Origin of the sequence: Tetzosporium hominis, assembly GCF_002265435.1 — a bacterium.
Taxonomy (GTDB): domain Bacteria; phylum Bacillota; class Bacilli; order Bacillales_A; family Planococcaceae; genus Chryseomicrobium; species Chryseomicrobium hominis.
On the sequence record NZ_NOKQ01000196.1, the window covers coordinates 224,892 to 246,612 of the forward strand.

23 protein-coding genes and 2 riboswitches are annotated in these 21,721 nt (G+C 46.7%); of the genes, 9 read left to right on the forward strand and 14 right to left on the reverse strand.

Going from position 1 to position 21,721, the window contains the following annotated elements; translation table 11 throughout:
* The first annotated feature begins 13 nt into the window (after nt 1-13).
* Nucleotides 14-658, forward strand: a complete 645-nt coding sequence (locus CF394_RS06860) for a hypothetical protein (protein WP_094942498.1) — start codon at nt 14-16, stop codon at nt 656-658.
* 51 nt (nt 659-709) lie between these two features.
* Here CF394_RS06860 and CF394_RS06865 read toward each other — a convergent pair whose 3' ends face one another.
* Nucleotides 710-1,096: a DUF805 domain-containing protein gene (locus CF394_RS06865; protein ID WP_094942499.1), complete on the reverse strand. Its 387-nt coding sequence runs from the start codon at nt 1,094-1,096 to the stop codon at nt 710-712.
* A gap of 796 nt (nt 1,097-1,892) precedes the next feature.
* Nucleotides 1,893-2,345, reverse strand: a complete 453-nt coding sequence (locus CF394_RS06870; RefSeq protein WP_094942500.1) for a HEAT repeat domain-containing protein — start codon at nt 2,343-2,345, stop codon at nt 1,893-1,895.
* Nucleotides 2,346-2,659: 314 nt separating this feature from the next.
* Nucleotides 2,660-2,839: riboswitch (cobalamin riboswitch) on the forward strand.
* Nucleotides 2,840-2,971: 132 nt separating this feature from the next.
* On the opposite strand from CF394_RS06870, the gene CF394_RS06875 reads away from it, so the two are divergent.
* Together CF394_RS06875 and CF394_RS06880 are read left to right on the forward strand one after the other, a co-directional pair.
* On the forward strand, nt 2,972-3,502 hold the full coding sequence (locus CF394_RS06875; protein ID WP_243370713.1) for a cobalamin adenosyltransferase family protein: 531 nt from the start codon (nt 2,972-2,974) through the stop codon (nt 3,500-3,502).
* A gap of 7 nt (nt 3,503-3,509) precedes the next feature.
* Nucleotides 3,510-4,430, forward strand: coding sequence for an ABC transporter substrate-binding protein (locus CF394_RS06880; protein ID WP_094942501.1), 921 nt, complete (start codon nt 3,510-3,512; stop codon nt 4,428-4,430).
* Here CF394_RS06880 and CF394_RS06885 read toward each other — a convergent pair.
* Nucleotides 4,423-5,820 carry a bifunctional metallophosphatase/5'-nucleotidase gene (locus tag CF394_RS06885; protein WP_094942502.1) on the reverse strand — a complete coding sequence of 466 codons (1,398 nt, stop codon included), beginning with the start codon at nt 5,818-5,820 and terminating at the stop codon, nt 4,423-4,425. The genes CF394_RS06880 and CF394_RS06885 overlap by 8 nt on opposite strands.
* Nucleotides 5,821-5,873: 53 nt before the next feature.
* Here CF394_RS06885 and CF394_RS06890 point away from each other — a divergent pair, with 53 nt between their 5' ends.
* The 6 genes from CF394_RS06890 to CF394_RS06915 are packed head-to-tail and all read left to right on the forward strand — an operon-like array spanning nt 5,874 to nt 9,179.
* Nucleotides 5,874-6,452 carry a bifunctional adenosylcobinamide kinase/adenosylcobinamide-phosphate guanylyltransferase gene (locus CF394_RS06890; RefSeq protein WP_094942504.1) on the forward strand — a complete coding sequence of 193 codons (579 nt, stop codon included), beginning with the start codon at nt 5,874-5,876 and terminating at the stop codon, nt 6,450-6,452.
* Complete coding sequence (gene cobS / locus CF394_RS06895) at nt 6,406-7,152, forward strand: adenosylcobinamide-GDP ribazoletransferase (protein WP_094942505.1); 747 nt, start codon at nt 6,406-6,408, stop codon at nt 7,150-7,152. Before CF394_RS06890 ends, cobS begins: the two co-directional genes overlap by 47 nt.
* A complete protein-coding gene (locus CF394_RS06900) occupies nt 7,125-7,733 on the forward strand; it encodes a histidine phosphatase family protein (protein WP_094942506.1) in 609 nt (202 codons plus the stop codon). Before cobS ends, CF394_RS06900 begins: the two co-directional genes overlap by 28 nt.
* Nucleotides 7,658-8,056, forward strand: coding sequence for a bifunctional adenosylcobinamide kinase/adenosylcobinamide-phosphate guanylyltransferase (locus CF394_RS06905; RefSeq protein ID WP_165767483.1), 399 nt, complete (start codon nt 7,658-7,660; stop codon nt 8,054-8,056). Before CF394_RS06900 ends, CF394_RS06905 begins: the two co-directional genes overlap by 76 nt.
* Nucleotides 8,047-8,529: an ECF transporter S component gene (locus CF394_RS06910; protein WP_094942509.1), complete on the forward strand. Its 483-nt coding sequence runs from the start codon at nt 8,047-8,049 to the stop codon at nt 8,527-8,529. Before CF394_RS06905 ends, CF394_RS06910 begins: the two co-directional genes overlap by 10 nt.
* Nucleotides 8,526-9,179, forward strand: coding sequence for a hypothetical protein (locus CF394_RS06915; protein WP_094942510.1), 654 nt, complete (start codon nt 8,526-8,528; stop codon nt 9,177-9,179). Before CF394_RS06910 ends, CF394_RS06915 begins: the two co-directional genes overlap by 4 nt.
* A 224-nt stretch (nt 9,180-9,403) precedes the next feature.
* Here CF394_RS06915 and CF394_RS06920 read toward each other — a convergent pair whose 3' ends face one another.
* The 11 genes from CF394_RS06920 to CF394_RS06970 form a co-directional block, all read right to left on the reverse strand.
* Nucleotides 9,404-10,099, reverse strand: coding sequence for an ECF transporter S component (locus CF394_RS06920; RefSeq protein ID WP_094942511.1), 696 nt, complete (start codon nt 10,097-10,099; stop codon nt 9,404-9,406).
* Complete coding sequence (locus tag CF394_RS06925; protein ID WP_094942513.1) at nt 10,075-11,754, reverse strand: ABC transporter ATP-binding protein; 1,680 nt, start codon at nt 11,752-11,754, stop codon at nt 10,075-10,077. Before CF394_RS06925 ends, CF394_RS06920 begins: the two co-directional genes overlap by 25 nt.
* Entirely contained in the window at nt 11,736-12,614 is an 879-nt protein-coding gene (locus tag CF394_RS06930) for an energy-coupling factor transporter transmembrane component T (RefSeq protein WP_165767484.1), read from the reverse strand. Before CF394_RS06930 ends, CF394_RS06925 begins: the two co-directional genes overlap by 19 nt.
* Before the next feature lie 81 nt (nt 12,615-12,695).
* Nucleotides 12,696-13,577 carry a DUF4430 domain-containing protein gene (locus CF394_RS06935; protein WP_165767485.1) on the reverse strand — a complete coding sequence of 294 codons (882 nt, stop codon included), beginning with the start codon at nt 13,575-13,577 and terminating at the stop codon, nt 12,696-12,698.
* A gap of 25 nt (nt 13,578-13,602) precedes the next feature.
* Nucleotides 13,603-17,103, reverse strand: coding sequence for an S-layer homology domain-containing protein (locus CF394_RS06940; protein WP_165767486.1), 3,501 nt, complete (start codon nt 17,101-17,103; stop codon nt 13,603-13,605).
* A 182-nt stretch (nt 17,104-17,285) separates the two neighbouring features.
* A riboswitch (cobalamin riboswitch) is annotated at nt 17,286-17,471 on the reverse strand.
* A 386-nt stretch (nt 17,472-17,857) separates the two neighbouring features.
* The gene (locus CF394_RS06945) at nt 17,858-18,121 is read right to left on the reverse strand and encodes a hypothetical protein (RefSeq protein WP_094942518.1); all 264 of its coding nucleotides are present in this window, start codon (nt 18,119-18,121) and stop codon (nt 17,858-17,860) included.
* 53 nt (nt 18,122-18,174) lie between these two features.
* Nucleotides 18,175-18,606, reverse strand: coding sequence for a DUF4253 domain-containing protein (locus CF394_RS06950; RefSeq protein WP_094942519.1), 432 nt, complete (start codon nt 18,604-18,606; stop codon nt 18,175-18,177).
* Nucleotides 18,607-18,645: 39 nt separating this feature from the next.
* Nucleotides 18,646-18,951: a hypothetical protein gene (locus tag CF394_RS06955; RefSeq protein ID WP_094942521.1), complete on the reverse strand. Its 306-nt coding sequence runs from the start codon at nt 18,949-18,951 to the stop codon at nt 18,646-18,648.
* A 48-nt stretch (nt 18,952-18,999) separates the two neighbouring features.
* Nucleotides 19,000-19,899, reverse strand: a complete 900-nt coding sequence (locus CF394_RS06960; RefSeq protein WP_094942522.1) for a YecA family protein — start codon at nt 19,897-19,899, stop codon at nt 19,000-19,002.
* Nucleotides 19,900-20,109: 210 nt separating this feature from the next.
* A complete protein-coding gene (locus CF394_RS06965) occupies nt 20,110-20,511 on the reverse strand; it encodes a hypothetical protein (protein ID WP_094942523.1) in 402 nt (133 codons plus the stop codon).
* Between the two features lie 36 nt (nt 20,512-20,547).
* Entirely contained in the window at nt 20,548-21,705 is a 1,158-nt protein-coding gene (locus tag CF394_RS06970; RefSeq protein WP_094942525.1) for an AlbA family DNA-binding domain-containing protein, read from the reverse strand.
* Nucleotides 21,706-21,721 lie beyond the last annotated feature (16 nt).

Below are 21,721 nucleotides of genomic sequence, written 5' to 3' on the forward strand. Positions count from 1 at the left end.
AGGATGAGCCATCATGCAGAAAAACATTCTTTTACTTGCCCTATTTAGCAGCGGCTTCTATCTACTAGATCATGGTTTAGATTTTATCGATAAGGGGTCCCAGCTGATTCGATTGTTTTCGAACTACTTCTTTCCGGTGACGTTCATCGCCTCAATCTATTTCTTGTTCAAGAAAAAATGGATTGGGATCGTCGTTCATATCGCAGCGCTGTTTCTTGTGGCCGCCATCCCCGATCACCTTCAAGCGGACGTGAACTTTTATATGCATAAAGAAAAGCGCGAAGAAATCGTGGAGATGCTCAAGAACGATACTATTCAAAAAGAGCCAGACATCTACGGCAATAAAGGCTTCTTCAATTACCGTACACCAGAAGGATACGAAACGGCGGTGCGTTCCGCCACCATTCGAGCTGCCAAGCATTCAGATGAAGAACTTTATGTCTTCTTCCAGTCTGCAGATGTTCCGGTGTTTAAATTCGATGGACTCGAAGAAGGCTTTGTTTATTCGTCGACAGGCGAGTTTCCGTCACCAAAGAAGTTCAATTCGTATTATTACGGCTATAAGAAGATTGACGACAACTGGTATTTTGTTTCGGATGACGAGGACCGGCTACGGGAAATGTGTGTGCATTATTGCGGGGAGATCATCAATGATTGAACGTAAAAACACCCAGTCCTCTTAGACTGGGTGCAAACTATTTAGATTGAACTATACGCTGTAATTATACTGCGTGCTAGCCGCTTTTGGATTTGGACCGAAGCGATTTGTTTCTGGTTGGCTATCGAGAACCATGAATACAAGCATAACAATCCATCCAATCAATGGAATCAATCCGATTAGAATCCATGCGCCACTGCGTCCTGTATCATGAAGACGGCGAACGGTTACAGCTAAACTTGGGATTAAAATAATAAGTCCGAAGATCGTGCTTAAAATTCCTACTTCTGGTGCGAATTCAAGACCCGCGAAAATATCAATCATAGTCAGAACGAATGAAATTACAAAAGTCATTAGTGCAAACATCCAATACTCTTTACGTCGTGCACGGCCATTAAAGTTGAACGTATTTTTCATAACATGAATAAACCAGCTCATCTAAACTCCTCCTTCCTCTATTATCTTAGAATAGTGTACCTGGAATAGGATGGATTGTATAGATAAATTAGAGAGTTTTGAAAGCTTTTTGTCATCTATAATTCTTTTATGACTGTAGGACAGATTTCATCCGTCGAAGAAACATGAACTTGAGGTGGAAGTTAGAATACGGCTTTAGATATAGAGGTTTTTTTGTAAGCGCCAGCGCAAATGATTTTTTTGAAAGTATCGGCGGCAGTTGATTGTTTTACGTCGGCAGCTCGTCTCGAATCGTCGTGACAGATTTCGATGCGGGATTATCGGCGGCAGTTGATTGTTTTACGTCGGCAGATGGTCGTTTTACGTCGGCAGATTGCTCCGAATCGTCGAGACAGATTTCGATGCGGCATTATCGTCGGCAGTTGATTGTTCTACATCGGCAGATGGTCGTTTTTCGTCTGCAGATTGCTCCGAATCGTCGAGACAGGTTATGGCTTTCTTTCTTTCACAAGAAATAGAGAAAGACAATCCATTGTCTATGGGAAGTTAAGGAGTATCCGCCTCAGTTAGTCGAGTATCGGTCTCAGATTACGAAGTATCGGCTGCAGTTCTTCAAGTATCTGCTACATTGCTGAGTATCTGCCGCAGCTGGTCGAGTATCGGTCTAAAATCACGAATTATCGGCTGCAGTTCCTCAAGTATCTGCTACTCCTTAGAAAACCGACAACGAACTAATCACTAGCGATAAACACGTGGGAACCATTCTTCTCCCACAAAAAAACCGACCTGTGAAAAAGGCCGGTCAGAAAAATACTATTTATTTCTTAGGCAAGTTCATGTAGCGGTTTTCAATCCACTGATCGAACTTGTCTTTGTGTTCGTACTGCATCACATCGTACATCTCCGGATTCGTCGTACTGAATTTTTCTTTGAACGCTTCTAAGTCGAACTCTTCCATCTCAAGCTCGCGTTTAACTTGGTGAAATAATTTCGTGAAGTCGCTGTTCTTGTACTTCGTGTCTTTCTTCGTCACGACGATTTTCTTGCCTTCGTTCGTCGTATAGTTCATGCGGTTGGCGATACTCGCCGCTTCTTCCTTCACTGCATACACGCGGTCATGCGTCGCTAAGCTAATCAAGACGTCACGCGTTTTCGGAGTGTCGTAGTTCTCTAGCTCCTTGATAGCCTGCAGGCGTGTTTCCCAGCTCGAACGGTCGCGGGCTTTGCCGATCAGTTCTGTTACCGTTTGTTCTGTATGGTTTTCAGTCATCGTTATCTCTCCTCATTCAGCTAGTCTACCTCTACGTGCAATTAGCATCCCTTCATTATAGTTGGAATTGGGAAGGTTTACAAATGCACACAAATGGATGGTGTTTCCATTTGCGTGCACTGTGCGCTACACTATTCTGATTATGAACGACAATTGCATGGATATTCGAAGATGACCTTGATGATTCAAGGTCGCCTGGATATTTATAGAATTGTAGTGAATAGAGCGACGCACAGGTACATGAAAAAGAAAATCCCCATTGCCCCACATAATCCAACAATGCTATACTTATCTCGATTTTATGAATTCAATATTTTGTGGATGTTTTGTTTAGGTACTACAACATGTAGTTTAAAAGGGAAGTTAGTGAGAATCTAACGCTGTCCCCGCAACTGTGACGCTGACGAAGGCTCGATAACCACTGTGCAGGCCGCATGGGAAGGGAGCTCAAGGATGACGCTAGCCAGAAGACCTGCCGAGCAAAACCGTTTGTTACGTTTCTTCGGGGATTAGGGAATGGAGACTTTCTTCATTTCGTTGTGATGAACCGTTTCCATTTCCAAGCTGTCTCTTCGGAGGCAGCTTTTTTTGTTGAGAAACGTGGACACAAGATGGAAAGGAGCTTTATGACAAAAACGAAATCGAAGGCGCGCTTTACATGTTACCCGTTCATGCGCGAGAAGAGTTGCCTCGTCGATTACGAGATTCGCACAGATTCGTTGACGACGCGGATTGGCGAAGCGCTTGCTGTACTGCGATACGAACAGCAGCACGAAGAAGTCGCCATCCTCGAGCATTTGCAGCCTCTTGCTTATCACGTGAACGGCTCAGTGCGCGGTCGCATGGCGATCACCCAGCAAGACCTTGACTGGCTCGATGATGTCTATGATCGCTACATCGCACGCCGGGATGACTGGAAGAACTTTTACCTGCCGCAAGGTACAAAAGGTGCTACACTTCTACACGTCTGCCGCAGCGAAGCGAAGAAATCATACCGGGCGCTACATCACGTCTCGACTGAACGCGAAATAGACGAGATCCTGTTCTCCTTCCTCGGCTTGCTTGCGAACGTGTTCTTTGTCCTCGCAGTTGCCGTCAACGACAACCAAGGTACTGAAGAAATTGTCTTTCACTCAAAATCATACGGAAAAGGATGACTCACTCATGAAAAAATGGCTCACAGCAGCAGCTGCCCTCACTCTACTTTTAGCAGGCTGCCAACAACAAGAATCTTCACAAGCAGTAGAACAACCGGAATCGACCGAATATACGGTGACTGATGACCGCGGCGAAGACGTGACGTTACCGGACGTACCGGAGACAATCGTCTCCTTGCAGCCTAGCAACACAGAAATCCTATTCGATTTAGGTGTCGGCGACAAAGTAGTCGGCGTTACGGAATTTGATACATACCCAGCAGAAGCTGCGGATATCGAGCGCATCTCAGACTCTATGACCATCAATGCAGAGCGCATCATCGAGCTAGACCCAGATGTCGTCATCGCCTACACGATCGGAGAAGACCTCCAGATCGCCCCACTTGAAGAAGCAGGTATTCCGGTATTTGTCATCGAGACAGCGGCTACGTTCGAAGACGTTTACGGCGACATCGAACAAATCGCAACAGTCGTTGGCGAAGAAGACCGCGGTGACGAGCTCGTCGAAGAGATCAAAGCACAAATCGATGCGGTGACAGAAAAAGTCGCGTCACTCGAAACGAAGAAACTTACGTACTTTGAAATCTCCCCTGCTCCAGACATCTGGTCTGCTGGTGAAGGCTCGTTCCAACAAGAGATCTTGAAAGCGGCTGGTATCGACAACGTGTTTGCTGACCAACAAGGCTGGTTCAACGTCTCTGCCGAAAGCATCATCGAGAAGAACCCCGAAGTCATCTTGACGACAGTGAACTACGTCGAAGACCCAATCGGTGAAATCAAATCGCGTCCTGCATTCGACAGCATCACAGCGGTTAAAGAAGACGCGATCTTCCAAGTCGACAGCGACATCATGAGCCGCCCTGCAACGCGTATCGGCGAAGCGGTGGAGCTTGCGGCGAAGACCGTGTATCCAGAGCTGTTCAAGTAACGGAGACGCCACTTAAGGCATCAAGCAAGATTTGCGGGATGGTGCGCTCTGTCACAGAGAGCACCTTCGCTGTTTTGTAGAGAGGGAAATCATACCCCGTCAACCGGTAGCGATTGACGGCGACTCGGAACACCTGGCCTTGCTGAATCTCGACGCCGTTCACTTGGCACGAAACCAATCGATTGCCCACAGGCTGGCCGAAGTCGAATTCGTAGTCGACGCCGCCCCATATGTCATAAACATAAGGTGCTGGTGCCAGTTCTGGAATCTCGGTCGCAAAACAGACCGCTCCCGTCTTGGAGTGCTTCGCAAAAACAGCCGCTCCTTGTTCGAGGAGGGACCGGACGTCACGTCCTGTCAGTTCAATGACATGGAACGGCGCTTTGTGAGGCGTATGCCGCAGCACGTCTCGGCGTGTCACGGGTCCGAAAAAGCCCCCGTTCTCAAGGTACGGCATCTCAAACACCGTGAGCTCGGCTCCTGTCGCTTGTACAAACACGTCATGAATGAGCGCATGAAACGGCTGCTTCTGAAGACGTGCATCGAGCATCCCAGAAAACCGGGTATCGACTGCAACTTCTGCTATCACTTCATCAAGCCACGTGTCTGCAAGCGTCGTTTCTGTGGTACGCTGAGTAGATAGCGAGACGAACTCAGCTGCGACTTTGTAACCTTCACTCGACGGTTCGATTGTCACGTCCATATATCCAGTCGCATGAGAACCTGGCTGGATGACCCGCACGCCGTTTATCGCGCCGTTCATTCGCAGGTGCTGGTGCCCCGTGATTAACAAATCGATGTCTGGAAACGCTTCGGCAATCGCATGCGCTTCGTTCTCAGTAGGGGTCCCGTGAAACGGCACTTCCGTGTCCGGGTCCTTTGAGAACCCGCCGTGGTAACTGACGATTAGGATGTCGGGTTGCTCCTGCTCGCGAATGATAGGCATCCATTTCTGTAGTGCGTCTAATGTACTTGAAATCTCAAGGTCATTAAGCCGTCCGGTCTCATCCCATTCTCGTACCATAGGAGTCGTGAGACCGAGGATGGCAATCTTCACACCAGAGACGACATGCACTAAATAGGGCTTGAACCCGGCCACGTTCGCACAGATCCAATCGAACTTTGCAACACGACGTGCTTTCTCAAACACATCAAGCGAATGCGTAAAGTCATGATTGCCAGGAATGGCGACTGTCACGACCTCATTCGCACATTCTAAAATCGGTGGCCAAATGGCGTTCTCTTCATAATAGAACGCCTCCGGACTGCCGTAAAAGAAATCTCCGTTATCGATCACCAGATCATAGTTCTTCGTTTTCAATTCGTTGACAAGAGCACGATAATTTCTCTCCTCGCCGTGGACATCACTTGTGACAGCTAGTCGGATCATGTGAACACCTCTCTCCTTGAGGAGTAGTATACAAAACCGCAGGAGGAATCTCTATGCTTATTTTTATTTCGGGAGGCGCCCGCAGTGGCAAAAGCCAGTATGCAGAACGCTTAGCGGCAACTCTTACAGGCACCCGTCCCCCACTCTATATCGCATCCGGCCAAGCGCTTGATGATGAAATGAAGGCCCGCATTAAGCACCACCGGGACCTTAGAGAAGCGTCGGGCATCCCGTGGGAGACCATCGAAGTGCGAGACGAACTGATGTCTCTCGACCGGACCTTCTCCAAAGAACAGGCCATCCTTTGGGACTGCTTGACTACGTGGCTCGGCAACTTTTGGTTTGCGGATGTAGACAAACGCGCTCTTGTCGACGCATTGAAACACCAGATCCTTGCTTGGAAACAAGCAGGTATTCCCGTTATCTTGGTGTCGAACGAAGTGTTCGATGAACCGGTCTCGGTTTATCCGGAGACGGAGGAGTACCGCCAATGGCTCGGTTTGCTCCATCAGTGGATTGTGAAAGAAAGTGACGCCAGCATCGAAGTCGTCTTCGGGCTGCCGAAAGTATGGAAGGAGCCAGCCAATGAAACAGACTCTCAACGGATTGCCGCTAGCCTTGCAGTTCTTTAGTCAGATTCCCATCCGTGCGAGCTTGCCGATGACGAAGCAGTCAGTGACGGCGATGTTCCTGTTCTTCCCACTCATCGGGCTGATTGAAGGGGCACTGTTGTATGGGATATCAACTATCGTCCCTGCAACGTTTCATGTAATCCTAGTAGCGACTTTGCTGCTCCTCGTTCGAATGGCATTCACAGGAGGGCTACATCTAGACGGCCTTGCGGATACAGCCGACGCGTATTTTTCGTATGGCGATATAGCGAGACGCCAAGAGATTTTGAAAGACCCGCGCATTGGGGCATTCGGTGCGATGGCGATTGGCATGGCGCTGTTATTGCGAGTTGCAATTTATGTGCAGGTGACGACTGCCGAAGTCTCGCTCTTGTATTTTCTAATGGTCCCTGTCCTCGTCCGGAGCGGGATGACTCTCTATTTGATCAGTACGACACCTGCGAAAGCTTCCGGGATGGCGCACTTTTTCAGAGAGAAGTTTCATTACGGAGTACTAACTGCCGGGCATTTTGCATGGCTTCTAGCAGTAGTGCTTGTAGTTCCGAAGATGCTCTTCGTAGCCGCTGCACTTCTTGTGTTCCTTTGGCTATTTAAATGGTGGACGCGCAAACACTTCGGCGGTTCGTCTGGTGACATGTGCGGAGCATTTGTAGAAGGAGGCGAACTGCTACTATGGCTCGTTTTATTAATGTTTATGTGATGCGGCACTTGCCGACAGCGGGCAATCTAAAAAAGCAGTACATCGGCTGGTCGGATGAATCAATTGTTCCTACAGATGCGAAACCACTTACTCACGCACAGGTAGTCGTCCATACGAGTGACCTCGTTCGAACGGTCGAAACCGCAAGAAGCTATTTTCCGAATGCAAAACTAGTGGCGCACGAAGCACTCCGTGAACTACACTTTGGTAAGTGGGAGCAAAAGACGTATGCCGAACTTTGTGAAGACGAGACGTACCGGGCGTGGCTCGACGACCCGTTTGCCGTCATACCTCCCGGAGGTGAATCGTTCGAGAGATTCAGAACTCGCGTCACGGCAGCGATCGAAGAGATTTTACAACAAGCCGAACAACCACTCGTACTTGTCGTCCATGGTGGCGTCATCCGCTTATTGAAAAGTATCTGGACTGAGTCGACGTTTTTACAAGCACACGCGCCACATGATAATGTGGCCCACTTTACACTTGAAAAGCAGGAGGAATGGCAATGCACATCGTACTCGGAGGTGCCCATAACGGAAAGCGCGCCATGGTTCGCGAACACCTTGCACGAAACGGACTGACCTCAACTTGGCTCTCAGATAGCATCGAAAACTGGTACCGACAAACGGACGTCCTTGTCATCGACAGCATCCCACAAGCCTTGTTTCCCATGACTCGCGAACAACGTATCAACTGGCTAGAAACCTACATACTACCTACTAGTAACGTCATTTGGATCATCGAAGACGTCTCCCGAGGCATCGTACCGATGGAGAAACATAAACGCAGCTACCGAGACGAAAGTGGTCGCATCACGCAGCTGCTCGTTGAAAAAGCCACATCTGTGGCACAGGTCTGGTACGGCTTAGTAGAGATGAGAAAAGGAGAATCATTATGGGAGTAACTCGAAACGTAACGCTCGCTGCTTTATTCATCGCACTTTGCGGCATCGGCGCTCTATTAAAAATTCCAGGTCCGTTCAGCAGTGTGGCGCTCGACCTCGCCCCTGCGCTAATAAGCACACTATTTTTAGGTCCTGTCTGGGCGGGCGTCATCGCCGCTCTCGGACATTTGATCTCTGCGTTCACCGGGGGCCTTCCACTCGGTCCGTTCCACGCCATCGTAGCGGTCGAGATGTTTGTGATTGTTTCTGTGTTCGGCCTGATAATCAAGCGAGGCTGGCGTTTTGTAGGATTTTTATTTGTCACACTCGCAACAGGACTTCTCGCACCACTGCCCTTCTACTTTTTGATTAGTCCCGCCCTCTACATGACACTCGTCCCGGTGCTTCTCGTTGCGACTGCGATCAACAGCGTTGTCGCTTGGGTGGCTCTTCCGTTCTTAAAACGCATCAAACCGCGTGAAGTGGTCCGATGAGACATGCTGTTTCACTTGGTGGCGGTCTGTGGATGGGGATGGACAACTCGGCAGGCATCGGCGAGAAACCACAAGACGTCATTCATGCACCCAACGAACTCGTCGCCTATATGGCCACTCGTGTGGCGTTACTGGAACTGTGGTGTGCTGGCGCTGAACCGCACGCCATTCTAATGACGAACTTTACGGGAGAGTCGGCTTGGCAAGACTACGAGAAAGGCATCCAACAAGTGTTCGATGAAATCGAGACTTCCTTGCCTCCACTTGCGGGCAGTACGGAATCTAACATCGAGACGCTTCAGTCAGGTTTAGCCGTTCAATTGATTGGACGCCTCACCCAGGATATCGATACTTGTGGTGACTGGTATCTGATTGGCATTCCTTTAGTTGGACAAGCGGTTCTCGAGAGAGCTGATGAAGTCGTGTCGTTAGGTGAGTTGCAAAAAGCACGTCAGTCTGGTGCCATATCGTATGTGCATCCATGTGGATCCGGTGGAGTTGTGAAGGAATTGGAGCGGCTGGGGATTGCTGCTTCTGTAAAAATTCCAGATGGCAGTGCGGGACCTTCTACTTGTGTGTTGGTACGTTCAGTAATAGGTGAAGAAAGATTGCGAAATCTATATACTGCTCCTGTTTTGCAACTATTATAGTTAAAAATAAGAGAGAAACTGATAGTCGGATTACTCGACTACCAGTTTCTCTCTTTTCATTTTTTCTTGGATGGAGCTTCAAATGGTGATATTGCGCCAAACTACCCAGATTATTCACTACACTTCTATAAATATAAAGAAAGAACCCTGCCACAGCAAGGTTCCTTCTTTATTTATGCAAATTGTGTTGAATTGTGCGATGCACAGGTACAGCCATAGTACAGCTATGAAACACTATCCAGCAAGCCGTATTTCCGCTTAAAGCGTTCTAAGATTTTTATCCAGCTTGCCCCGAACACCAACAGGAAAAAGACATTCGACAGCCCATGTGCCAAATCGAAATAGACGCTCGAGACATAAATACTGAATAAAAATTCCCGTGTCACATTCTCTATATTGCTGACAACAATCCACATATTCATGAACCAGCCGAACAGATAGCCCCATACGAATCCAAAGAGACACTTGCCCCACATGCTTCGCATCCACCAAGCATTACGCAACAGGCCTGCCGTCATCCCAAGCATCCCCCAAGCGTACATTTGCCAAGGAGTCCAAGGCCCCTGTCCTAAAAAGATGTTCGACACAACCGCTGCCACCGCTCCTACAATGAAACCTGACTCCGCACCGAACACAAGACCGGCCATCATGATGACAAAGGACGTGGGCTGCACACTAGGAAGTCCTGCAAATGGAACCCGACTGACGGCCGCAATGGCCGCGAGCATCGCCAAAAGAACGACTTCTCTGCCTGCTAATTCTCTGAACTCGAAGCGAGAAAAGAACGGAAGCATGGTACATGCAATGATGGCCAGACTCAGTAGCAAATAAGCATTGTACTCAAAGAAGACGATAGACACAATGAGCATCAAGAGGACCAAGAAAGAGGCGCTGATCAAATATATATGGGAACGGGCCATAGGTCGATCGCCTCCTCAAATGTGAGCGCCTCAAGAACGTGGCTGCCCCTCGTCGCTCGGTTGATTGCTGTGGTGTAGAAGTAATTCCCTTTGAACAAGTGATCCGGCGTACCAGACACCGTGATTTCTCCATCAAACATGATGGCGCATCTCTCGGCATGTTGAGCCGCAAACTCAATGTCATGCGTCACCATCAGGATGGTCATCCCTTCCAGATGGAGCTTCGCGAGCACCTCGGAAAATCGTCTTTTCGAGACGGGATCCAGTCCTTTTGTCGGCTCATCAATGAATAGAATATCCGGAGACCCAAGCAGCATACAGGCGAGTGCCGCCCGCTGCACTTCTCCCCCGGAACAATCATAAGGATGACGGTCCAAGAGGTGCTCAATAGAGAACGCTTCAATCATCGCAGCCATCTTGGCAGCACCATCCCGTAGTTCATGACGCGCTACTGCTTCCTCGAGCTCTTTCCCAATCGTGTCGTGAATGAAATACGTCCGAGGATTTTGAGGCAGATACGCCATCGCTCCGTACAAGTCCTTCCCCTTCAGCTTCTTCGTTTCGACTCCATTGTAGAGAACGTTGCCTCTCCCTGGCTTGATACTGCCGATGCAAGCCTTCAATACAGTGGATTTTCCTGAACCGTTTCCTCCGACGAGAGCAAAGAACTCTCCTTTAGAAAGTGTCAACGACAAGTTTTTCAAAATGAGCGACCCTTTCTTGTCGTAGTGAAAATAGACATCACGCAGTTCTAGTAACGTCTGCCCAGGTGATACTTCTAACGACTTTCTATCTTTCTGTTCAGATCGATCCTGGGCCGGGAGAGTCCGGATCCAAGCTTTGCTCTCCTTGACGTTCAAGGGGATTTCCTCGCACGTTGGCCGCACTTCCTTTTCCATGTATAACCGGGAGAGAGACGGGAGATAAGGGATGAAACGCTCGTCTCTTTCGTTATACAGCTCCGTGATGACCGCTTGACTCGTTCCAGCGTATCGAATTCGCCCTTCGTCCATCATCAGGATCCGGTCTGCCACTCCAAAAAGTTCTTCCAAGCGATGTTCAACGAGGATGATCGTCATACCCATTTCTTTGTTCAGCCGCTCTAACATGAGGATCAACTCTTTGGCCGCAATGGGATCCAGCTGCGAAGTCGGTTCGTCGAGCAGCAACACTTTCGGCTTCAGCAACAACACCGAAAGTAAATTCAACAACTGCTTCTGCCCACCGGACAATTCAGATGGCTTTAGTCTCAGCAAGTGTTCCACTCCGAAAAAGTGGACCATCTCCGCCACTCGTTTTCGCATCTCGAAGTTCGAGTAGCCGAGGTTTTCTAAGGCAAACACGATCTCTTGCATCACTTCATCCATCACAATCTGATTGTCAGGGTCTTGAAACACAAGGCCGATTTCTTCAATCAACGCGCGTTCTCCCCATTCCTCCAAGCGCTTCCCGCTGTAATAGATGTCTCCATCTCTCTTACCTGCAGGAGCAAGTTCCCTCTTCAACAGTCGGAGCAACGTGGTCTTTCCGCACCCACTCGGGCCGCAGAGCACGACAAACTCTCCTTCTTGTATGCGCAACTGAATATCTTGTAACGCTTTCCATTCCATATCGGGAAAGCTGAATGTCACATGGTTTAGATGGAAAATCTCCATTTGAACTGTTCTCTCCCTTCAACGAGTAGCGGAAATGCAAGCACGACTAGCATGCATGCGAGCAGCACCCAGTCCAGCAAGTAAAACTGTAGGGTCCCAAGAGCTGGATAGATGATCATTTTTCCGTACCCTAGCATCCCTCCTGCTAAGCACAACGCAAATAGAATCCCCATCGTCGCTAGCCATCCCTTATCCCGCTTGTCCATTTTGTACGGGATGTATGGACTTCTCTTTCCTGTTCCGTACCCTCTTGCTTTCATCGAATCCGCCGTGTCCATGGCTTCTTGCAGAGACCATGTCAATAAGATCTGCAACAAGGTCATCGCATTTTTTACCCGGTCTCTTAGACTTCCCGTCGTCATGGACATGCCTTTGACGCGTTGCACATCGCTGATTTCATCCAACCTTCTTTTCAACAAAGGAACGAAGCGGATCGCAAGCATGGTCATAAATGCCGTTCGTGGCAACAGCGATGAAAATATAAACAGAAATTTGTTACCGTTCAAGACGAGGTTGAATGAAATGAACAGCAACAAAATCATAACGATTGATAAAGCCATGACGACACCATACATCGTGGCTTCCAATGTCACCTGCTTTCCTCGAAAGTAGAAGAACACATGCGTTCCTCTTGAATTCAAAAAAGGATTCAACAGGATGATGGCAAGACTCATGCTGAGTAAAGTCGGCATCCATTTTTTGAGCGCGGTAACGCCTCCATGACTCATAGTGACCAGACACAGCACGCAGCATCCCACCACTAAGAAAACAGGATGATTGAAATACATTGCAAAACTACCGACGCAAATATAATAGAAGAAAACCACGTACGGGTGACAGCTGCGAAAGCCACTTTCCATCGGTGTCCACCCTCTTTCCTTTACCATTTCTCATATAGAAAACCGGCCGTAAGATAACGGCCGGTTCTCGCTTCACTTGCATTACCTCCGGAACGGTTGCAGATCGGCGTTCAGGTCTTCTCCTAGATCGGTCGTATATAGCCAGTCCACCCGGTCACCCGCCAGTAACGGAATCGTGCCTGCTCCCCGGTCCGGGAATATCCCATTGATGCGATACATCCAACCGCTTCCCTGTCCTCGGTCAAACTCATAGACATTCGCAATGCCCTCGATGTAGGCACTCGCTCCTTGTCCGCCGCGGTAATCCATTTGGATCTTATACTGTTTCGTCACCCGGATTAAGGCGTCTAGAACAGTATCGCCTTTCTCGATTTCCACCTCAACAGGCGCGAGGGGGACCTCACTTGACGAGACGACGATCGAGAACACGACGGTGTCTGCCTGCTTCTCAGGTTCCTGTTCTTCTACAGGAGGTGTCGACGGTTTTTGTGCAGGAGGTTTCTGCACAGGAGGTTTTTGCGCTGGTGGTACTGTTGTTGGCGCTTTGTTGCCGGTCGGCTTTGAAGCCTGACTGTCTCCTTTCCCACCAGGAGCCGGTGTAGCAGTTTCAGTTTTCTCTTTTTGCACAGGCTTTGACTCAGCTTTTTCTGTTACACCCGAAGATTGTGGAGCTTCTTTCTTCACCGGTGCAACTGGCTTTTCCTGTTGTTTTTCGGAGGGCTCTTTATTTGCTACACTGTCCTGCGTCACTTCCTCGGCATCTGTTTCCGACTCTTCAGGAAGTGTGTCACTCTCTTCAAGAGGCTCTTGTTTCGCAATTTCTTCGCTTTCTCGTGTTTCCTCGTCGCCAATCGGGTTTTCAAGGCCGGTTGGCTTCTGTAAAGACGAGCCACAAGCGCTGAGCAAAAGAACGAACACAAACGCGATGGCTGCATGTAAGAACACTTTGCTAAAACGTCTCATGTTTTTCATCCTTTGCTGACAGAATTTATTGGTTGTTTTTTAGTGCACGAGAAAGAAACACAGCAAAATGCGCACGGGAGACCGATCCTTTTGGATCGAACTTTCCTTGCCCGACGCCACTTGTGATCCCGTTTTGATAAAGGATCTCCACATCTTTGCGATGCGCACGAGAGACGCTACTCAAATCCTTCACGTCCACTTTCTCGTTTGTAGCTTCCAGTCCGAATGCTCGGACAATGACAGAAGCCATTTGTTCACGTGATAATTTGTCGGTTGCTCCGAATGTCGCTCCGGTTCCATACCCTACGAAGATCCCTGCCTCTTTCGTAGCATGTGCAGCCTCATAATAGATGCTAGACTTGGCTACATCTTTAAATCCAACGGGTGCTTGTGGAACTTTTAGATCAAGTGCTTTCATAAACAAAATAGCAGCTTCTCCGCGGTTCACTTGACGCTTCGGCTTGAACGTCCCATCCGGATACCCCGAAATAATCCCTTGTCCTGCAAGTTCTAGTATCTCTTCAGCACCAAATAAATCTTTCGGGACATCCGAGAATGAAATCGTCGGTTGCGACGTCTCTACATCGGACATATCATATACAGTCGTTTTGTCAGCTTGTAAACGGTCATAAGCCGCCAAGGCGAGCAGACCTTGCTGGGTGGCCATGTAATTGCTCTCCCCACCTGCTGTATGAGACATCCCTCCGTCTTTATTGATAAACGTTTGGAACGCCGTCAAAAGTGTGCCTTTTTCTTTGACGAAACGCGTGTCTTCTGCGTCAATCCCTAGACTTGTCAGTGCGATGATTACTTGCGAAATGCTCTCGCTGTTGATTGAGCCAGCCGATTGGAAGCCTCCTTCAGCAAGCTGTTGCTGAGACAGCCACTCGACCGCCTTAGTTGTTGCGGTCTTCACTTCTTGTGTATCCTGATAGTTTGCCAGTGCCTGTAGTGCCATAGCCGTCATATCAACATCACTTGCCGTCTTCTCAGCAAGCGGGAAGCCGCCATCACTATTTTGTTGAGTAAGCAGCCAGTCGACAAGCTTCGCTCTCGTCCAGACTGCATCTTCCGGAATTTTAGAATCCTTTGCATCGAGAGCCAGTAGAGCGAAGATGACGCCATTCGTCCCCTGCATCGTCATGCGCGGATTGTTGTAGATTTTTTCAATAAAGTCATAGCCTGCGATGGCTTTTGGATTTTTTCCAATGGCAGTGACGGCCAAGGCCATACGTTCATAGTCCGTCACTTTTCGGAACTCTCCGTTTTGTGCTTTCACATAATTTTCTACTGCTGTGTAGTAACTTTCAGGAACCGGTTTTCCAGCCCTCGCTAAACCAAGCACATCCCAATCGATAAAATGATCATAGGTCGAAAAATCACGATTTTCGCCAATCCATTTGGATGCACCCGAAATGACTTGTTGAAGATCGATTTTAGTATCACTAGGAGTGCCATCTTGAAGGTCCTGCCCTAGATCTTTAGTGTAGTGCCAACGAAGAACATCGCCATCTTGCAACATATAGGTGCCTGCACTGATTTCTGGGAACGTCCCGTTGACTGAATACATCCAGCCACTTTGTGGTCCGTGATCGAACTCGCCAAGGCCGTCTATCGCTTGAACATAAACCCCAGCACCCGATCCACTATAGTCTACGGTTATCTCTTTTTGGTCTGCCACTCGTTTCATCAATGTGAACGCCGTATCGCCATCGTGCAGCGCTACTTCCGTTGGGGCAATACTGTCTCCGAGCCCTACCGTGCGCTTCTCGACGGATAGTGTGACAGTCTTGTCTGATGGGACAACACCACCATCCGGATCTTCTTCAATGATGATCTTCTTCGCTTGGCGCAGGAGTCTTGGATAGCTACCCTCTACGTCTTTTGTGACCTTCAGCTCATAGGTTCCGACTCTAGCTTTTTCACCCGGTATGCGAGCGACTCCATCCGCGTCTGTTTTATAGGTCGCACCATCAAAGTAAATCGTCGCATCTTGGATTTTTGCAACTTCGTTCTGCTTCACCAGATTGTAGGAAGCGTCAAACACATTGTGAGTTGCAGTGACTGTCACTTCGATGTCCTTGCCAGCAAGCAGCTTCGGTGCGATCGAGATAGTTGGACGGAGAGTAAGTTCCTCTACTTCATCCGCTCCGTCGTATCCTTGATAGATATCACCGACGTTGCCATAAAACCAGACGATGTCATCGCCCTCTTCAAGATTGTAATCCCCAGCAGACACTGCCGGATATTCATTGTTCACGATATATTGCCAACCATCCCAGACTCCGAATGTGGCATGTTTGTCTGGTCCTATTTGAGAGATATACGAAGTCGCACCTTGAAACGGAATGTTCGCTTTATCAAGCGCTTGTTTTGTTGCATCAAACGCATTGGCGCTTTCCATAAATGTCTGTACTTGAACCGCTTCATCCGTCAAAAGTGTCTCTTGAATTCCTTCTACGCGTACCGAAACGTTTGTTTCTTTATTCAGTTGTTGCTGTTTGTAGTCGCTCAGTCGCATGAACGTCGACTTCCCTGCTACGGCATCCGAAATAGCGAGTAGTCCCTGCTCGGTAGCCATCTGCCAAGACCCTAATCGATTTTCCTGCCATGTAAATCTGCCATCCTCTAGTTGATAACGGTCTACAAAGCGTTCAATCAGATTGACGGATCCGAGCTGCGTAGTTTCCATCGTCCATTTTTCTGAGAAGAGGTCCTCGCCCACTGCAGCCAATCCATTGATGATCGGAGCAACACTGTTGGCGTTCTCCCCAAACATCTGCCCCATGACTTCTCCCGTTTCCTTACTGCGGTTCTCTAGAATCCCTTGAACCGTCTTGTCAACAGCAGCTTTCACATCCGGACGATCCATGTGCGGCGCCAACGCGATGAGCATCCATCCTGTGACGTCAGAATCTCCGAAGTAACCCGTCGTAGGGTTTTGCTTACTTAATATGTATTGAATGTGTTTCTCCTGATCATACTCGGCTTCCATCAGGTCTAGGGCAATCAGTGACCAGGGCTCTCCCCAAATGGTCGAGAACGAACCGTTGTCTTTTTGTTTGGCAACAAGGTCTTGCATGATGTTCCGTTTTCCGAATTTGTATGGATTCTTACCCAACACAATCGAGCCGATGGCAATCCCTGCGTCCTCGTTAGCAGTAGAACTTGCCGTTTCTTTGCCGACAGTCCAATAAGAGGTCGGGTTCCACGGAGACGCGTTTTCTTTCCATGGAATGTCATTTTTCAAGTCCACACCTGTGCCCCATAGAGCAGATAGCAGCCAATAGTTGCTATGTGATGTGTACGACGAATAGTCCGGTGGATTTTGCAAATAATAATTTTTCGTTTTTTCTACAGCCTGTTCGACTTTTGCTCGAATTTCTGAACTGCGGTCCGTTTGTTCCGTCTGGGCCGCTCCTTGTTGTTCTGCTCCTACCTGTAACGGGCTTAACAACGTGCCTAATAGAATTAAAATTAAAAAGGCAGAAAGAATTCGTTGGAATGTGTGTGCATATGTAGTCAACTGATGATTCTCCATTTCTAGTGAAATTTTTGATACATGACTTCGAATAGCTCCGTTTGCCCCTCCCTTCCCCAATAAAAAAAGACTCTTCGCCCCCAAAAGGCAAAGAGTCCATATATGCTCAGAAAATCCCCAAAAATCAAATTTAATGATCCATAATGCTACCTTTTTCCCGGAAGGCGTTTCGCATTTATATTAAGGCAAGTCTCCTGACTCATGAGGTTGGAACGCGCCTTCCGCCTTCCCAGTTTTTCAACTAGTGGCTAGTGGAAGTCACTCCCTCAATTACAGTGGCCGGACCGTTCAGGATTCACACCTGATTCCTTTTTAATCTTTGCAAGCAAAGAACCAAAATATATGTACTATTCAATTAGTGAATCGTCTCCATTATAGGTCACTGTATATGGAATTGCAATATAGAAACTATTTTACAGTTGTTAGGTCTATTTTCGTGTGGAAGCTAGAGTATCTATATATTCTTATTGAGTCGCTTCAATCTAGAATTAGTTGTTGATTGTATACGCATTGACCCACCACACTCCATTCCCGCAGAAGATACTATACAGTTGAATTATCTATTGCGTACCTGTGCGCCAAACTACTCAGATTATTTACGACAATTCTATAAATAGAAAGAAGGAACCCCGTCGCAGCAAGGTTCATTCTTTCTTTATGCAAATTGTGTTGAATTGTGTGATGCACAGGTACAGATACTTCTCTCCAAATGGATGATCACTTAATACTTTGCTTGATTCTAGTATTTAAAATCTAACTTTTTCACAATGCGATGCGCTCCATACAGAAACCCAATTCCAATGAGAAATGGGAGTAGGAGGGTCATACTCCAGTGAGTATAGTACTGGCTAAATATGTACTTTAATAAGTCAAAAAATAATGTAGCGATTGCGTAGATTCCCATTTCAATGAGAGGGCCAATCTTCTTTCTTCTAATCGAAATGACTAACCCGAATAGAAGCAGAATTATTGCTAGTGGAATCAATGTTGATGATGGTGGCATTCGCTAGGTCACCTCCTGGTATTTTGATGCGGCGATGTTTACTGCATTCTGTCTCAATCCCACCAGAAGAACCAACCTGTTGAGACGGCAGTACTGGCTGCCACTTCACTCAGTGTGTTGGTCTCGGTCTCTTGATCGACTCGGTCAGGTGTAAATGCATAGTGTCCTTTGGCGACTTCTAATGCTTTGTCTACTGGCACGGGTTGAGGCAGTCTCATCTCCAGAAAATCGTGTGTGATTACAGTCGGGATGGCTCCATATGCTTCGTACCAATATTTACAAATAGCCGCCATCTCACTAGGTACTGGACACTCGTTCCAACCTCCAAATGGTAGATAGGCAACGACTTCCCATGGTTGTCGTGTCGGGATCTCAAACAGGATGGTTTCAAGCGTGTCTTCCGTCGAATAGTCTAGCAAAGAAGAAAACCCCCTCATCACTTCTGGTTCGCCGTCATATTCACCGATAAATACGTCCATGTCCATATCACAGTCTTCTAACGAATCTCGGGAATACTCTTCAAATCATTCAGCGAGCAGTTGCTTTCCGAATGCAGGCACTGCACGTAACGTATCAGCTACCGAATAGTTTTCCTTCTTCAGCATGCGAAAGTGTTCCTTTAGCGTTTCGTCTACAGGAACCTGCACCGGGATAAAGCCTTCTCTCTTTCCTCTCTCGAAGGCCTCATTGTACTCACACTTAAGGGTTTCAATCGGTTTCTTTGCAGCAAAAATCTTGTAAGGATAGTTCCAAATTGAAACCATTCTTTTTGCTGTGGTACTGATCTTGTCGGTCGAATTCTTCTTACTGAAACTTTCGAACATCCCCATTCTAATCTTTCTTATTTATTCCTATATAATTATTGTAATCAATCGGTTCTACTTCATACAACATTTCTTATACTTCTTCCCACTACCACATGGGCATAAATCATTCCGCCCCACCACTTGTTTTTCCGGAAGCGGCGTCAGTTGTTTCTTTTCTTCCCTGAACAGCGAGATTGGTGAGTGGCCTTTTAGGAACCAGCGAGGCTTAGCGTTTGCTGCTTCGGACACGAGTTTCATGATAGTGTTGATTTGTTCTAAAGAATCGAAGACCACTTTGTCGTTGATCATGTTCATGATGGTGGTTGGCATGGCGTCTTCGTTTAGCATGACGTACATCTCGAATAGGAGTCCATGGACATCATCTGGATACAGTCCCTCGAGTTTTTGAAACAAACTTCGAAGGCGTTTGTATTCTGGGATTTCTAAGAAGTAGTCTTCTGTACTTCTACTTATGAGTTGTTGCTTGGTGAGCTCGACTCGTCGTAAATCTTGTCGTCTCTGTAAAGAGTCATATTCTAAGGCCGGTTCTTGGAAATACGGAATGGCATAATACCGGTAGTGAACGATGTAATCCGCTCTATGATACTGCTGCAGCCAGAGGAGTTCTTGCACGTGCTTGTGATGATCTGGCCCGTTGAACACACCCTGATGGATCAGTTCTGCATAGAGGTGTTCAAATGTTACGATACCGAATGTGTTGATGAGTCCTTTTGACAATGCAAGAATCAAGTCATTCTTTCGCAGCTGCTCCATGAAATCGTCTTGATTTTTGCGGTCGATGATGGCGTTTCGCAAGTCAGTGGGCACAACGAGTTCAAACTCTCCAGCAAGTTCACCTGGAATCCCAAGCGTCAAGAAGCGCCACCAAACAGCTTCCCCTTGAACGGTGAAGAGAGATTCTGAACCTTTAGTCGCTGCTTTTCGAATCGTGTTGTATTGGGCCGTAGTCAAGAATGGTAGAACACTGTCTAGAACGACCTCAGCATCGCCGTGAGGCTGGATGGATAAAAATACGCAAAATATATACCCCCTATTCAGGCCATGATATATAGGGCTTTATCTACCATCCCATTTAAGCGGCATATTAGGTTTTCATTCCAAAATAAAAATGCCCACCACAATACTGTGATGAGCAAGGTTTGATGAGTTTCTTCTATTATATTAATTGCTTGAGTCCATATTCTTTTCTATCTTAAAATTGCACAATTTATGAACTGGAGTTAGCCTACTCATGCAACCCGAAAATAAATTTGGATTAGCCATACTGCATGATTCGCAGTCAGGGACCTTTACCATTCTTTTTGGACGCTTAACTGTTGAACTTGGATATTCCCTCATTACTTTATATTCACATACATGATCATAATCAATGTGATGAACTACGAAATCATTGTCAATACTCCATCCACACCAAGAACATTTTTGATTTTCTCTATTTAGCAGGTGATTTTTAACAAAAGGATTTTTTTGAACTCTCCTTGCAAACCTCTTCCATTCTTCTTTACCTTGGAGTTTTTCTTTCATATCCATGCTTTGGTTTTTAGGTATAACCTTAGGATTCATATCTATCACCACCATATTAAGTTATCAAACTATCTTTTATTTCATTTTGATTGGTAGTTCTTTAAAATCTTGAAGTGCCTTATTTAGAGCTAAGCCGACTGATAACCCGTGTTTATTTACCTCTGCTTCCCTTTCGTCACCTGTGTCTACAGTAAAATGAACTTGTTCTGCATCAGACATATAGTTTTCGATTGTTGCTAGATTGCACTCCACATAAGCCTCGAAGGATAACTTTTCTTCTTCATTCTCAAAATACAGAACAACTTCATCAAGATTTCTTTTTGCGTACACTTCTTCCATATCCTCATCGTCAAAGAGAAACTGCTGCAGTTTATACACCGTGCTGTCCTTTAAATAGTATCTATATGAGTATTTGTAATCAATTCCCCATTGATCACGACCAACAAACCCACGCTCTGGTATCGGTGTTTTGTATCTTCCACTGTCTAATACAACTAATTGAAAATTATCTAGCACTGTTTCATTACACATGATTTTTAAGTCTTTATACATGAACTTTGAATTTGTCTGGGAGTAAACGTAAAATTCACCTGATCTTCTATCATATTCTTCGTCATCATATTCTTCTACAAGCTTAAACTCTGGATTATAAATATTGTAGTGTGTGCCGTTGTTTTCAACCCATTCTAATTTATTCTCTAGTCTATTTATAATCTGTGTCAGAGGTGGCTGAGTTAATCCAAGCCTTTTCTTCCATAACATTTCAATCTGCTGTATATTTGCATTTTGATTGATTGGAGTATTCCTATCTCCAATCCTTGTGTATATGTATCCTTCTTTTATATTGTGATATTTTTTACTCTTGTTCTTTAGGTAGAAAGGCACGTTATAGGAATTGAAAACAGTAAGGATATCAATTTCCTTCCCATTAATTCTAATAGTCTCTACCTTTACTTCTGGTGTATTATCACCTGCAAAAACTGTATTTGAGAGTAAATCCAGAATGGCTACTTGCTTAACTCGATTTTCATCATTAAGGCCCAAGACTTCCCCATCATCTAAAACGCCAATAATTAAGTAGCAATCCCTATCATGTACGGTATTTGCAAAACAAAGAATGTCATGTAATAACCTTTCATTATCTTTATGCCACTCCTGTTTGAAATCCCAATAGTCTCCTTCTGCCTTTTTATTAATTAACGTATAAATTTTCGACGCTAAGTTATTTCCCATTATTAGCCCCCTTACT

Bases quoted from the DNA above. Each gene is read 5' to 3' on its own strand.
- CF394_RS06970 (WP_094942525.1), bottom strand. From the start codon at position 21,705: ATGGGAAATAACTTAGCGTCGAAAATTTATACGTTAATTAATAAAAAG.
- CF394_RS06965 (WP_094942523.1), bottom strand. From the start codon at position 20,511: ATGAATCCTAAGGTTATACCTAAAAACCAAAGCATGGATATGAAAGAA.
- CF394_RS06900 (WP_094942506.1), top strand. From the start codon at position 7,125: ATGGCTCGTTTTATTAATGTTTATGTGATGCGGCACTTGCCGACAGCG.
- CF394_RS06950 (WP_094942519.1), bottom strand. From the start codon at position 18,606: ATGGACATGGACGTATTTATCGGTGAATATGACGGCGAACCAGAAGTG.
- CF394_RS06915 (WP_094942510.1), top strand. From the start codon at position 8,526: ATGAGACATGCTGTTTCACTTGGTGGCGGTCTGTGGATGGGGATGGAC.
- CF394_RS06870 (WP_094942500.1), bottom strand. From the start codon at position 2,345: ATGACTGAAAACCATACAGAACAAACGGTAACAGAACTGATCGGCAAA.
- CF394_RS06875 (WP_243370713.1), top strand. From the start codon at position 2,972: ATGACAAAAACGAAATCGAAGGCGCGCTTTACATGTTACCCGTTCATG.
- CF394_RS06955 (WP_094942521.1), bottom strand. From the start codon at position 18,951: ATGGGGATGTTCGAAAGTTTCAGTAAGAAGAATTCGACCGACAAGATC.
- CF394_RS06930 (WP_165767484.1), bottom strand. From the start codon at position 12,614: ATGGAAAGTGGCTTTCGCAGCTGTCACCCGTACGTGGTTTTCTTCTAT.
- CF394_RS06945 (WP_094942518.1), bottom strand. From the start codon at position 18,121: ATGCCACCATCATCAACATTGATTCCACTAGCAATAATTCTGCTTCTA.
- cobS (WP_094942505.1), top strand. From the start codon at position 6,406: ATGAAACAGACTCTCAACGGATTGCCGCTAGCCTTGCAGTTCTTTAGT.
- CF394_RS06860 (WP_094942498.1), top strand. From the start codon at position 14: ATGCAGAAAAACATTCTTTTACTTGCCCTATTTAGCAGCGGCTTCTAT.
- CF394_RS06925 (WP_094942513.1), bottom strand. From the start codon at position 11,754: ATGGAGATTTTCCATCTAAACCATGTGACATTCAGCTTTCCCGATATG.
- CF394_RS06885 (WP_094942502.1), bottom strand. From the start codon at position 5,820: ATGATCCGACTAGCTGTCACAAGTGATGTCCACGGCGAGGAGAGAAAT.
- CF394_RS06910 (WP_094942509.1), top strand. From the start codon at position 8,047: ATGGGAGTAACTCGAAACGTAACGCTCGCTGCTTTATTCATCGCACTT.
- CF394_RS06865 (WP_094942499.1), bottom strand. From the start codon at position 1,096: ATGAGCTGGTTTATTCATGTTATGAAAAATACGTTCAACTTTAATGGC.
- CF394_RS06920 (WP_094942511.1), bottom strand. From the start codon at position 10,099: ATGGCCCGTTCCCATATATATTTGATCAGCGCCTCTTTCTTGGTCCTC.
- CF394_RS06935 (WP_165767485.1), bottom strand. From the start codon at position 13,577: ATGAGACGTTTTAGCAAAGTGTTCTTACATGCAGCCATCGCGTTTGTG.
- CF394_RS06905 (WP_165767483.1), top strand. From the start codon at position 7,658: ATGCACATCGTACTCGGAGGTGCCCATAACGGAAAGCGCGCCATGGTT.
- CF394_RS06880 (WP_094942501.1), top strand. From the start codon at position 3,510: ATGAAAAAATGGCTCACAGCAGCAGCTGCCCTCACTCTACTTTTAGCA.
- CF394_RS06890 (WP_094942504.1), top strand. From the start codon at position 5,874: ATGCTTATTTTTATTTCGGGAGGCGCCCGCAGTGGCAAAAGCCAGTAT.